Source organism: Sphingomonas zeae (assembly GCF_014197135.1).
GTDB classification, from domain to species: Bacteria; Pseudomonadota; Alphaproteobacteria; order Sphingomonadales; family Sphingomonadaceae; genus Sphingomonas; species Sphingomonas zeae.
The window spans coordinates 268837-280761 of the sequence record NZ_JACIFA010000005.1 but is presented as its reverse complement, the minus strand read 5'-3'; the positions used below and the strand labels follow the sequence as shown (position 1 = coordinate 280761).

10 protein-coding genes and 1 pseudogene are annotated in these 11925 nt (G+C 65.8%); 6 read left to right on the top strand and 5 right to left on the bottom strand.

What is annotated here, in order from left to right:
- The 3 genes and pseudogenes from GGR45_RS09940 to GGR45_RS09930 all read left to right on the top strand — a co-directional run.
- Nucleotides 1–159 (top strand): annotated as a pseudogene (locus GGR45_RS09940) (electron transfer flavoprotein subunit alpha/FixB family protein); the annotation flags it as partial.
- Nucleotides 160–276: 117 nt separating this feature from the next.
- Entirely contained in the window at nt 277–732 is a 456-nt protein-coding gene (locus GGR45_RS09935; RefSeq protein WP_175311476.1) for a hypothetical protein, read from the top strand.
- Between the two features lie 73 nt (nt 733–805).
- The gene (locus GGR45_RS09930) at nt 806–1855 is read left to right on the top strand and encodes a LacI family DNA-binding transcriptional regulator (protein WP_246358139.1); all 1050 of its coding nucleotides are present in this window, start codon (nt 806–808) and stop codon (nt 1853–1855) included.
- A gap of 115 nt (nt 1856–1970) precedes the next feature.
- Here the strand turns inward: GGR45_RS09930 and GGR45_RS09925 are convergent, their stop codons facing one another.
- The 3 genes from GGR45_RS09925 to GGR45_RS09915 form a co-directional block, all read right to left on the bottom strand.
- A complete protein-coding gene (locus GGR45_RS09925) occupies nt 1971–3098 on the bottom strand; it encodes a glycoside hydrolase family 68 protein (RefSeq protein ID WP_175311475.1) in 1128 nt (375 codons plus the stop codon).
- A 30-nt stretch (nt 3099–3128) separates the two neighbouring features.
- Entirely contained in the window at nt 3129–4496 is a 1368-nt protein-coding gene (locus tag GGR45_RS09920) for an MFS transporter (RefSeq protein ID WP_175311474.1), read from the bottom strand.
- Nucleotides 4497–4639: 143 nt separating this feature from the next.
- Nucleotides 4640–4957: a metalloregulator ArsR/SmtB family transcription factor gene (locus GGR45_RS09915; RefSeq protein ID WP_175311473.1), complete on the bottom strand. Its 318-nt coding sequence runs from the start codon at nt 4955–4957 to the stop codon at nt 4640–4642.
- A gap of 84 nt (nt 4958–5041) precedes the next feature.
- Here GGR45_RS09915 and GGR45_RS09910 point away from each other — a divergent pair, with 84 nt between their 5' ends.
- Both GGR45_RS09910 and GGR45_RS09905 read left to right on the top strand, forming a co-directional pair.
- Nucleotides 5042–5950 carry an acyl-CoA desaturase gene (locus GGR45_RS09910; protein WP_175311472.1) on the top strand — a complete coding sequence of 303 codons (909 nt, stop codon included), beginning with the start codon at nt 5042–5044 and terminating at the stop codon, nt 5948–5950.
- Between the two features lie 52 nt (nt 5951–6002).
- Nucleotides 6003–6446: a hypothetical protein gene (locus GGR45_RS09905; protein ID WP_175311471.1), complete on the top strand. Its 444-nt coding sequence runs from the start codon at nt 6003–6005 to the stop codon at nt 6444–6446.
- A 6-nt stretch (nt 6447–6452) separates the two neighbouring features.
- Here GGR45_RS09905 and GGR45_RS09900 read toward each other — a convergent pair whose 3' ends face one another.
- Nucleotides 6453–8651, bottom strand: coding sequence for a S9 family peptidase (locus GGR45_RS09900; protein WP_246358138.1), 2199 nt, complete (start codon nt 8649–8651; stop codon nt 6453–6455).
- A 203-nt stretch (nt 8652–8854) separates the two neighbouring features.
- Between GGR45_RS09900 and GGR45_RS09895 the strand changes: the two genes are divergently transcribed.
- Nucleotides 8855–10216, top strand: coding sequence for an FAD/NAD(P)-binding protein (locus GGR45_RS09895; RefSeq protein WP_175311470.1), 1362 nt, complete (start codon nt 8855–8857; stop codon nt 10214–10216).
- Between the two features lie 130 nt (nt 10217–10346).
- Here GGR45_RS09895 and GGR45_RS09890 read toward each other — a convergent pair whose 3' ends face one another.
- The gene (locus tag GGR45_RS09890) at nt 10347–11861 is read right to left on the bottom strand and encodes a tryptophan halogenase family protein (RefSeq protein WP_175311469.1); all 1515 of its coding nucleotides are present in this window, start codon (nt 11859–11861) and stop codon (nt 10347–10349) included.
- Nucleotides 11862–11925: the final 64 nt, after the last annotated feature.

Here is an 11925-nt window from a genome sequence, read left to right as displayed (position 1 = left end):
GGTATCTCGGGTGCGATCCAGCATCTGGCGGGGATGAAGGATTCCAAGATCATCGTCGCGATCAACAAGGACGAGGACGCGCCGATCTTCCAGGTTGCCGATATCGGCCTGGTCGGCGACCTGTTCACCGTCGTACCCGAGCTGACCGACAAGGTCTGACCTCCTATCCCCACTCCGGCGCAGGCCGGGTGGGGCTTCATGGCCGCCGTGGGGCGGATTTTTAGCACGGAATTAAGAATCCCTGTCTAGCCTTCGTGCGCTTTAGTGGAGCGCCGTATGAAACCAGCCGAGCCACTCGCATTGAACCACAGCTGGCCCCTGTTTGAACGCGGCCTGCGTTTCGACCTGGGGTGTCTGGATGCGCCCGATTTAACGGGCGCCGAGCCAAATGATGCATGGCTGGTCGCGCGCGGCATGGGCCGCTGGTCATGCGATCTGGAGTCCGAAGGGTTGAATTGGTCGACGGGCGTCTATCGCCTGTTCGATTGGCCACAAGGCCGGTCTCCGGCGCGGCGGGACGTGTTGCCATTCTATCGGCCCGAGTCTCTGTCGGCGCTTGAACGGCTCCGATCCCATGCCATCCGGCATCGGCGGGGTTTCACCATCGATGCGCAAATCCACGCGTCGAGCGGGTCGCGTTGGCTGCGGGTCATCTGTGCGCCGCAATGCCAGGGCGGCCGAGTGGTAGCGCTACATGGCCTTAAAATGGACGTCAGCGCCCAATATTGTTAATCCATGTGAGGAAATTGCCGGAATTGTCTTTGGCTGCTTGTTAGCGCGCCGATGCTTTGGTTAGCATTCGCACATGACAGACAATATCATGGGGGGAGGCGATCGTCGGGTCCGGACGATCGCGGATCTGGCGCAGATGGCCGGGGTGTCGCCCGGCACCGTGTCCCGCGCCTTGGCGGGCAAGTCGCTGGTCAATTCCGAGACGCGCGCCCGTATCCAGGCGCTGGCCGACCAATATGGCTTTCGCCCCAATCAGATGGCCAGCCGCCTGCGCACGCGTCGCACCGGCGTGATCGGCATCGTCGTGCCGCTGGGGCATGACCGGCGCCAGCATTTGTCCGACCCGTTCTTCATGTCCATGCTGGGCTATCTGGCCGATGCGCTGACCGAAAACGGTTATGACGTGATGTTGTCCCGCGTGATTCCGGATGCCGCCGACTGGCTCGATCGGGTGGTCGATAGCGGCATGGTCGACGGCGTACTGCTGATCGGCCAGTCGAACCAATATGATGCGATCGAGCGGGTCGCCAGCCGCTATCGTCCGCTCGTCGCCTGGGGCGTGAACTTACCGGGTCAGGTCCATGCGGCGGTCGGTACCGACAACGCGAAAGGCGGCTATCTGGCGGGGCGGCGGCTGATCGAGCGGGGATGCCGTCGCATCGCCTTTCTGGGGGATATCGGCGCGCCCGAAATCCGCCAGCGTCATGACGGCGTCGCGCGCGCCATGGCCGACGCCGGATTGGAAGGCGGCCCCGTGCAGCTTGCCACCCATCTCGCCTCTGAGGTGATGGAGCAGGAAATCGCGGCCCATATCGACGCCTTGCTGGAACAGGGTGGCGGCGTCCTGCCAATCGACGGGATCGCCGCCGCCTCGGACATGATCGCGATGACGACCGTGCGGGCGCTCGCCGATCGCGCGATCGCGGTGCCCGAGACATTGCCGGTCATCGGCTATGACGACCTGCCGCTCGCTGCCCAGGCGGTTCCGCGCATCACCACCATTCGCCAGGATATCGCGGCCGGTGCTCGGGCGATGGTCGATGCGCTGTTCGCCCGAATCGGGGGAAGCGATGCAGGGTCGGTGGTGCTCGACCCCGAACTGGTGCTGCGCGAGACCGCCTGAGCGACAGTAGTACGCGCAGGGCCTGACGAAGGGGCGCCAACGGCGGCGGGCGTCGTCGGCTGACCCCTTCCACCAGCTTCCCTGATCCGCTGCCGGAGGGGGCATAGTCTCCCCGTCAGGCGATCTTTACGCGGTCGCCATCGAACACCAGGCGGAACCACGGCGCGGCCGTCCCGCCGAAGCGCGCACGGCGTAAGGGGACGTCGTCGCTCGCATCGCGGCCTTCCATGCCCCAGTAATCGACGAAGCTGATGACATCCCCTTCGCCCGTCACCCACCAGCAATAGGCCTGGGTGGGCTCCGCCACGGGGTTGCCTGCGACCAGCCCGGTGCCGTTGACCGGCCGCCACGGCCCTGCGAAGCGATCGGCGACCATCGCGTATAGCCCCGTCGGCGCATCCAGCCCTGGAGCGAAGCGCTTTGCCTGCGTCGACCAGAAGCAGTAATAAAGGCCGTCTTGCATGACGATATGGGGGCGTTCCAGCTCGCTGTTGACGCCCAGCGATTCGATCAGCGGCGGTTGGATCGTCCAGCGGTCGCCCTCGCGTTTGGCGACGCCGATCACGCCATCGATTTCCTGCTTTACCCAACCCGCCGAGCCGACGAACAGCAGATATTCCGCGCCGTCCGCCGGATCGCGGAAATAGCCAGGATCGCGGAAACCCTTGATGCCGCCATTTTCCGGCTCGGGCTGGTTAGCGACGATGTAATAATGGCCGTCCGCCGCGACGCTTTCCACCGGCTCGCTCCAGTCCTCGGTACGGGCGTCGTCGCCCTCGATGATGAAGCGGCCTTGCGTCTCGAACAGGCGCTGCTCGAATGTACGGGGCTGGCGATGCCGCCCGGAGGCGGTGAAATACATGGTGAGCGTCGTATCGTCTTCGCCCAGCACCGCCGAGCCCGACCATTCGCGACTGCCCGGTGTGAAGCCTTCGGCAAAGGTCTCGCCATGATCGCGCCAGCCATCCGCGCCGTAGCTGGTCAGGCGGATACGGGCTTCGTCATGGCGCATCTCGGGGTCGGCCAGGCGCGGGGTGGCGAGGAAGAACCACCAGCTTCGCTCGCCGAAAAGGGCCGTGCGCCCATCGGCATAGGCGATCTGCCACATGTCCCAAAGATCATGGGTCGGCAGGATCGGCAAGACGTCCGCGGCGGTAAAGACCGGCAGGCGAGCGTCAGTCTGCGCGGCGATCCCGACCAGCGCATCGGCCGACCAATGGGTGGGGGCAGGGGTGTCGGTCATGATACCTCGGGAAAGAACAGTCGGGGGGGATCAGGCTTGCGGAGCGGCGCCGAGCGGCAGCCCTTGCGCATTGCGGGCGCGCACCGAGTAGACGGACAGGGAGGCGAGCAACATCAACACGCCGCACAGGGTCAGCACATTGCGCGGGTCCCCGCCCAACCAGCTTTGATAGAAGAGCGGCAGCGTCACGCCGAAGATCAGCATCGGGATGACGATCATCATGTTGAAGATGCCCATATAGACGCCGGTGCGCTCCGGCGGGATCGAGCCCGCCAGGATGACATAGGGGTTGCCCATCATGCTGGCCCAGCCCAAGCCGATACCGATGGCGGGTAGGAACAGCATCGCCTTGCTGGTCATGTGCGGCATCGCGATCATGCCGATCCCGGTGATGACCAGGCAGATCGCGTGCAGCGGTGCGGCGCCGATCCGCCTGGCCAGCGGCACCATCGCGAAGGCCGCGACAAAAGCCACGCCGTTATAGAAGGCGGCGACCTCGCCATTGGTCAGCACGGCGGCATGGAAGCCCGACGAGGTGGCATCGGCCGTGCCGTATACCGAGCGGCCGATCGCGTAGATGACATAGTTCCAATAGGCCATCATCGCATACCATTGGAACAGGCTCATCAGCGCCAGTTTGCGCATCGGCAGCGGCATGGCGCGGATCGCATCGCCGATTTCCTTCAGCGTCGCGCCGATGCCCTTGGGCGCGGCGGCGATGCGCGCACGCTCATCGGGCGTCAGCGGCAGTTCGGGCACCCGCCGGATCGACCAGACGATGGTGACGAAGGACAGGACCGCACCGATCATGAACACCACGCGCGCGGTGTAGGGGATATTATGCCCGTCGACCCAGTCCGGGTTCATGCCCGCCCAGACCAGGATCGAGGGGGTGAGGAAGGCGAGCATCTGCGCCAGCCCGGTAAAGGCGCTCTGCGTCAGAAAGCCGACATTATGCTGCGCCCCGTCCAGTCGGTCGGAGACATAGGCGCGGTACGGCTCCATGGTGATGTTGTTGCCTGCGTCGAGAATCCACAGCAGCGACACCGCCATCAGCAGCGACGAGCTCAACGGCATGAAGAACAGCCCCAACGCGCACAGCACCGCCCCGATCAGGAAATAGGGCGTGCGCCGCCCCCAGCGGCTGTCTGTCCGGTCGCTCATCGCGCCGATCAGCGGCTGGATGAGGAGGCCCGTCATCGGCCCGGCGAGTTGAAGCAAGGGAATCTGTGCTTCTGACGCGCCGAGATAGCTGTAGATCGGCGCCATATTCCCCTGTTGCAGCCCGAAGCTGAATTGCAGGCCGAGGAAGCCCAGATTCATTTCCAGGATACGGGTCAGCGAAAGGCGGGGTTTGAACGGCACTCCAGTTCCGGCGGCGGGGGTGGACGGGGTCATGCAAGTCCTCTCGCACGCGGGGGTGGGCTCATAGTCTATCGCTGGCTTGCCGCGTGGAGGCCATCATGCCGTGCCGGGCCACAGATTGCAACAAACGATTGCAACGACGCTTGACGAGCTGCGTATGGCGATTTCATTGAGGGTTAGGGCGTTTCGTCATCCTTGCGCGCCAAGGCGGCGCTCTCGCGCTTCAGCGGGCGCGCGACCGGACAGACCTCCTGAACGAAGCCGTGCAGCGTGTTGGTCAGGCTTTCGGGCACCAATCGGTAGAAAACGAACTGGCCACGCTTTTCGCTAGAGACGAGGCCTGCCGACTCCAGGATCGACAGATGCTGCGAAATGGACGGCTTGGCCATGTCGAAGCGCGAGGCGATGTCGCCTGCACTCAATTCGGCATGGGCCAGATAGGCCAGGATACGGCGGCGGGCCGGGTTGGCGAGTGCCTCGAACACACGTTGCATGGTCTGATATTTAGGCAATTCGCTAAGCGTTGACAAATGCACGTTGGTAATTAGGAATATACCTAAGTATATAAGGATCGCTGCATGACCGGCCGTTCGACTGTCCGCATGATTGCCTTGCCCGACAGCAATGCCCGCGAAGGCCGGGTCCGATGGGCGCCGTCGCGTTCGCTCTGGATGATCGCCATGACGGGATCGGCTTTGGTTCTGGCACCGATCTATGTCACGCCGGGGGCGGTGCTGCTATGGTTGGCGACCTCGGCGGTAACGCTGTGCCTGGGCCATTCGATCGGATTGCACCGGCTGCTCATCCATCGCAGCTTCGCGGCACCGCTCTGGTTCGAGCGGGTGCTGGTCTATCTGGGTACGCTGGTCGGGATGGCGGGGCCGCTGGGCATGGTGCGTCTGCACGACATGCGCGACTGGGCGCAGCGGCAGGTGGAATGTCACGATCTGCACGCGCACCGTACGTCGTTGCTGCGCGATGCGTGGTGGCAGATGCATTGCCGACTGGACCTGACCCATCCGCCGCGTTTCGCGCCCGAAGCGCGGCTGCGCGACGATCGTTTCCTGGCGTGGCTGGAGGCGAGCTGGATGGCGCAACAGCTTCCATGGGCGCTGCTGTTTCTATGGGCAGGGGGCCAGCCATGGTTGATCTGGGGTGTGCCGGTGCGGGTGGCGGTCGGCGTGACCGGGCACTGGCTGGTCGGGCACATCACCCATCGGCATGGACCCCAGGGCTGGCGCATCGACGATGTCGCGGTGCAGGGCCACGACCTGCCCGCCGCCGCGCTCATCACCTTCGGCGAGGCGTGGCATGGCAACCACCATGCCTGGCCCGACTCCGCGCGGCTGGGGATCGAGCCGGGGCAGCATGATCCGGGCTGGTGGGTGCTGCTGGGTTTGCGCCGTATCGGGCTGGTCCACGATCTGAAGGAGCCGTCGATGCTGGTGCCGCGTAAGGGATTGCGGCGGGTGCCTGGGACGGAATGATCGCGCTTGTGTTTGTCCGCCCGCCTGCCGATCATCCGATTTCAGGAGGACCATGTCCGTGATGTTCGCTATCGTCAGTTTGCTGACCGCGCCGCCCACATCGTCAAAATCGGTCTGCGCGATAGGCCGGGCCGTATTGGCGGACATGCGGCCGTGGGGCGGGGACGAGAGTTATCTCGAAACCGATCCGGACCGCAGCGGCCTCATGAAGCTATGTCCCGATCTTCGCGACGCGCTGCCCAAGGGGTATCGCGCGGCGGATGCCGATGCCCGGTCCCGTGCCGATATCCACGCTCCGGTCCCGGGACCGCGCCCCGTCGCCGCCTATATCTACGCGGTCGGCTCGCCCGTGATGGCGGCCGACGGACGCTCGGCGACGGTGGAGATCGTGTGCACCTGCACCGGGCTGTGCGGCTCCGCATCACGGAGCCGCTACATCCGGACGCCTCAGGGCTGGCGGCGCCAGGGCAAGCCCCGGATGCTTTGGGTTTCCTGACCCCGCTCACCGGCCGCCGGGCGGCAGGTTCGTCTCCAGATAACGGGTCATCAGCGAATAGAGGTGGATGCTGGTGTTCTCGCCCTCATAGATGCCGTGGCTGCGGTCGGGATAGGCCATCATCGTGAACGGCTTGTTGAAGTGAATCAGCCGGTCGACCAGCTGGTCCTGATTCTGGTAATGGACATTGTCGTCCAGCGTGCCGTGGATCAGCAGCAGATTGCCCTTTAGTCGCTCGGCGAAGGTGATCGGCGAGCCGTTCTTGTACCCGTCCGCATTGTCCTGCGGCAGGCCCATGTAGCGTTCCTGATAGATGGTATCGTAGAGCTTCATGTCGGTGGGGCCTGCCACCGCGATGCCGGTCTTGTAGAGCTCGGGATAGCGGAAAAGCGCGTTCTGGGTCATCGCGCCGCCGCCGCTCCAGCCCCAGATGCCGATCCGGTCGGGATCGATATAGGGGCGCGTCGCCAGCATCGCCTTCACGCCCGCCGCATAGTCGGCGGAGGCGAGGATGCCGACCTGACGATAGATGACCTTGCGCCAGTCATGGCCGCGCGGGGTGGCGGTGCCGCGCGGATCGAGGCTGGCGACCAGATAGCCCTTTTGCGCCAGCATCCGGTGCCACAGCCCCTGCGCGCCTGCCCAGCGATCCGCGACCGTCTGGCCCCAGGGTTCGCCATAGACGAAGTAAAGGATCGGATAGCGCTTGGCCGGATCGAAGTGCGGCGGCTTGATGAGCCATCCGTCGAGCTGGGTGCCGCCGCCGATGTCGACACGAAAGAACTCGGTGGCGGGCAGGCCGGTATCTGTTAAGACCTTGGCCAGCGGCGCATTGGCGGCCAGCGTGCGCAGCGACTGCTGACGGGTCATGTCGAGCATGTCGGTGACCGGCGGCGCATCGAAACGCGAGACGGTGTGCAGTGCCCAATGCTCGCCCGGCGCGATGTCGTAGCTGTGGGTGCCCGGCTGGTTCGCAGGCGTCAGTCGCTCGACCTTGGGCGTGCCCGACAGGGTGGTGCGATAGAGATAACGCTGGGTCGGATTGTCGGGTGAGGCGATGAACCAGGCGTAACCCGCCTTCTCATCGACGTTCAGCAGCTCGACCACGTCGAACTTGCCCGGTGTACGCAGGGTCGCGCGGCCAGTCGCTCTGTCGATGGTGTAGAGGTGGCGCCAGCCGTCGCGCTCGGACAGCCATGTGAAGGCGCGCCCGCCGTTCAGCCATTCGGGCGCGACATTCGCCTCGACCCAGGCGGCGTCCCGCTCGACCATAATCGGCTTGACCGCACCGGTCGCAGGGTCACCGAGCAGGACGTTATACGTGTTCTGGAGGCGGTTGGATTGCTGGATGAACAGGGCGTCGGGTCCCCCCGCCCAGCTTATCTGCGGCACGTAGTTCTGGCGCGGATCGCCTGCCAGCTTGAACCAGCGGGTCGCGCCGTCGGCCAGGTCGATCACGCCGGTCGTCACTGCCGAATTGGTCGTCCCCGCCTTGGGATATTGCAGCGGGATCACCTGCGAATACTGTCCGCCGGTGTTCTTGATCATGTCGAAGGTGCCGACGCCCTTCGTGTCGAAACGCAGAAAGGCGATGCGTTTGGAGTCGGGACTCCATTCGAACGCGCGGTGGACGCTGAACTCCTCTTCATAGACCCAGTCGGCCAGCCCGTTGACGACGTAATCGTCGCCGTCCTTCGTCAGCGCGGTCGCCGGGCCGCCCGCGATCGGCTCGGCATAGATGTTGTTGCCCCGGACATAGGCGACGCGGCTGTTGTCGGGCGAAATGGTCGCATAAAGCAGCGTCGAAGGCGCGGCGTCGCCGCCGATCTTGTGCAGCCGCTTGGTGGTCGTGTCGTACAGCCAGTAATCCGACAGGGCATTGGTCCGGCGGAAGCGCTTGCCGTTGGTCTGGATCAGCAGCCAGCGATTGTCGGGCGACCATTCATAGTTGTCGATGCCCAGCGGCGCGCTCGCGCCCGGCGGGACCAGATCGGCGGCGGCGACCACCACCTGACGCTGTCCGTCGGCGATCGCATAGCGGACGATGTCCTGCCCGCCCTTGGGCGCGTCCTCGAGCGCGAGATAGCTTTCGCCGTCCTTGCCCCAGCGGCTGGAGCGAACATATTCGGTGCGCACCGCCTTGGAACCGAAAATCCCCTCAACTGACAAAGGAGCGGCGGTGACGGGAGCGGCGGTCTGGGCCATGAGCGGCACGGCCAGCGCAAGTGAGGATAGGGAAACCAAAAGCCCGGTAACTCGCCAGCACGACCGCATCGACCCGTCCACTCCCATCATGACCAAGCCAGCGTAACGACCCGATCCGAGATCGTATACTGAAATCTACGTGAAGATTGGCCGCTGGACGACTAGAGCAAAGGCATGGCGATCACGAAGGAATGGGTCGGTTGATGGATGCAGGGATAGAGCATGTCGCGATCGTCGGCGGCGGCTTTGCGGGCACGTTGCTGGCCATCAATCTGGTGCGCCATGGCGGTCCGCGCGCGACGTTGATCGAACGGCGGGCCAATCAGCTGGCGCGCGGCGTCGCCTATAGCGCGGCCCATGCCGATCACCTGCTGAACGTACGCGCGGCCAATATGAGCGCGCTGCGTGACGATCCCGACCATTTTGTCCGCTGGCTGGTCGCGCGCGGTTCGGGGGACGCAAAGACCTTCGTGCCACGTCGTGTGTACGGCGATTATCTGCGCGATCTGCTGATGGAAACGATCGCGGCCGATCCGGCGCGGCTGACGCTGGCGAGCGGGGAGGTGGTGGCGCTCCACCAGGCGGGGCAGGGCTATGGCCTCGACCCGGCCGAGGGAGGGACGCTGACGGCCGATGCGGTGGTGCTGGCGCTCGGCAATCTGCCGCCGCACACGCCGCCGGGGATCGATCCGGCGGCTTTGGCGGAAGGATGCTATCGCGAGGACCCCTGGGCGGGCGACATTGCCGAGGGCCTAGGGGCGGACGACCGCGTGCTGCTGGTCGGCAGCGGGCTGACCGCGATCGATGCGGCGCTGCTGCTCGACGCGAGCGGGTTTGGCGGGCGCACGATCGCCATTTCCCGCCGCGGGCTGGTCCCTCGCCGTCATGCCGAGACGCCGCCGGCCACGCCGCTTCGCGAACGGCCCGCCGCCAGTCTGTCCGCACTGGTCCGGCATGTGCGTTGCGCCGCGCAGGAGCAGGGCTGGCGCGGGGCGGTCGATGCGCTGCGGCCGGTGACGCAGATGATGTGGGGCGCGGCGGACGGCGCGACGCGCGCGCGTTTCCTCCGGCATGTGCGGCCCTATTGGGACGTCCACCGCCACCGCCTGGCCCCGTCGGTTGCGGATCGGGTCGAAGCGTTGATGGAGGCGGGGCGGCTGTCGGTCGCGGGCGGCAAGCTGGTGCGGGTAGAGCCGGACGGCGATGGGGCGATCGTCCACTGGCGCCCGCGTGGGACCGATGGCGTCGAGGCGCTGCGCGTCGCGCGGATCGTCAACTGTACGGGGCCGCAGGGTGACCTGCTGCGGTCGCAGGAATCGTTGATCCGGCAGTTGCTGGCTGAGGGCATGATCCGGCCCGATGCGCTGCGCATCGGGCTGGAGGTCGATGCACAGAGCCATGTCGTCGCGGGCGATGGTGGCGTGGCCGAGCGGCTCTATTGCATCGGCCCGATGACGCGCGGCGGGCTGTGGGAAGTGGTGGCGGTGCCGGACCTTCGCCAACAGAATTGGGAACTCGCGCGGCGGCTGGCGCACGCGCAATGGGTCGGCGGCGAGGGGCTGTAAAATCCTCCCCGTCACGGGGAGGGGGACCGCCGCGAAGCGGTGGTGGAGGGGGCGTGCCTCAACGGGCGTCCCTTGCCGGAGCCCCCCTCCGTCAGCGCTTCGCGCTGCCACCTCCCCGGCACGGGGAGGATCAAGTGGTCGCCCCGATCTTCTTTAGCCAGTCCCCATGGCTCGGCATCGAGTCCGCCATCTGCCCGATCGCGCTCGCCAGCTTCGCCACGAACGTGCGGCTCTGCGCCGCGTCCCCATAAGCCAAGAGCGGGTCCATCCCCTGCGGCATGTTGAACTGCCCGATATGCACCGCCGCCCAGCTCGCCGGGCCGAACAGGTCCATGTCGCGCGCGACCAGCCGTCCGCTTTCGCGGAAATGGGCGATCTTCATCGCCAGCGTGTCCGGTATCGGCATCGCCGCGCATTCGCGCCATAGCGGCGCATCGGTCCGCTGGTTCAGCTTGTAATGCAGGATCAGAAAGTCGCGGATGCGCTTATATTCGGTGATCGCGACCCGGTTATATTCCTCGATCCCGGACGAAGCGAAGGCCCGCGTCGGGAAATAGGCGAGCAGCTTGGCGATGCCCGCCTGGATCAGGTGGATGCTGGTCGATTCCAGCGGCTCCATGAACCCGCTCGACAGACCGATGGCGACGACATTGCGGTTCCACATGAGCTTGCGCCGCCCGGTGGTGAACCGCAGGAACCGGGGATCCCCCAGCGCCTCGCCATCCAAATTCGCCATCAGCGTCGCGGCGGCCTCATCGTCCGAGATATGGCGGCTGCAATAGACATAGCCATTGCCTGTCCGGTGCTGGAGCGGGATGCGCCATTGCCACCCCGCCGCGCGCGCGGTCGAGCGGGTATAGGGCGTCAGCCCGTCGCCGCCGGTCACACACGGCATCGCCACCGCCCGGTCGCAGGGCAGCCAGTGCGTCCACTCCTCATAACCGGTGCCCAGCGCCTCTTCGATCAGCAGCCCGCGAAAGCCCGAACAGTCGACGAACAGGTCCGCCGCCAGCACGCGGCCATCCGCCAGAGTAACCGAAGCGACATGACCGCGCGCCGCCTCCAGCGCGTGGCCCGCGATCTTCCCCTCGACCCGTGCCACCCCGCGTGCCTCGGCATAGCGGCGCAGGAACCGCGCATAGAGCCCGGCATCGAAATGATAGGCATAGTCGAAGGTCGAGGCGACGCTGCGCGGATCGGCCATCGGTGTGGCGAACCGTCCGCGCTGGGCGGCGCCCCAGGCCATGGACAGATCGTCGAACGCGATGCCGGTGTCGGAGCCACCCGCCGCCAGCCAATGTTGATGCACCGCGACCAGATCAAAGGATTTGCCGTGGGTGCCGAAGGGGTGGAAATAGCGATGCCCCTCGCGGCCCCAGCCGATAAACTCGATACCGAGCTTGAAGCTGCCCTTCGTCTCGCGCAGGAATTCGGCCTCGTCGATGCCCAATGTCTGGTTGAACAGGCGGATCGGCGGGATGGTCGCCTCACCTACCCCGACCGTGCCGATCGCATCCGACTCGACCAGCGTGATCGCCAGCCCGCGCGGGGCGGCATGGGCGAGTGCGGCGGCGGCCATCCAACCGGCCGTGCCGCCGCCGACGATCAGGACCGATCGGATCGCGTCGGGGGGGCTGTCATTCATGCGGTCATCCTCCATGTCATCGCCGCGCTTCGCGCCCGGTCGGTCTCGAATTCGGCCTATCATG

Coding starts and splice junctions, on each gene's coding strand:
- GGR45_RS09935 (WP_175311476.1), top strand. CDS start 277: ATGAAACCAGCCGAGCCACTCGCATTGAACCACAGCTGGCCCCTGTTT.
- GGR45_RS09930 (WP_246358139.1), top strand. CDS start 806: ATGACAGACAATATCATGGGGGGAGGCGATCGTCGGGTCCGGACGATC.
- GGR45_RS09925 (WP_175311475.1), bottom strand. CDS start 3,098: ATGACCGACACCCCTGCCCCCACCCATTGGTCGGCCGATGCGCTGGTC.
- GGR45_RS09920 (WP_175311474.1), bottom strand. CDS start 4,496: ATGACCCCGTCCACCCCCGCCGCCGGAACTGGAGTGCCGTTCAAACCC.
- GGR45_RS09915 (WP_175311473.1), bottom strand. CDS start 4,957: ATGCAACGTGTGTTCGAGGCACTCGCCAACCCGGCCCGCCGCCGTATC.
- GGR45_RS09910 (WP_175311472.1), top strand. CDS start 5,042: ATGACCGGCCGTTCGACTGTCCGCATGATTGCCTTGCCCGACAGCAAT.
- GGR45_RS09905 (WP_175311471.1), top strand. CDS start 6,003: ATGTCCGTGATGTTCGCTATCGTCAGTTTGCTGACCGCGCCGCCCACA.
- GGR45_RS09900 (WP_246358138.1), bottom strand. CDS start 8,651: ATGGCCCAGACCGCCGCTCCCGTCACCGCCGCTCCTTTGTCAGTTGAG.
- GGR45_RS09895 (WP_175311470.1), top strand. CDS start 8,855: ATGGATGCAGGGATAGAGCATGTCGCGATCGTCGGCGGCGGCTTTGCG.
- GGR45_RS09890 (WP_175311469.1), bottom strand. CDS start 11,861: ATGAATGACAGCCCCCCCGACGCGATCCGATCGGTCCTGATCGTCGGC.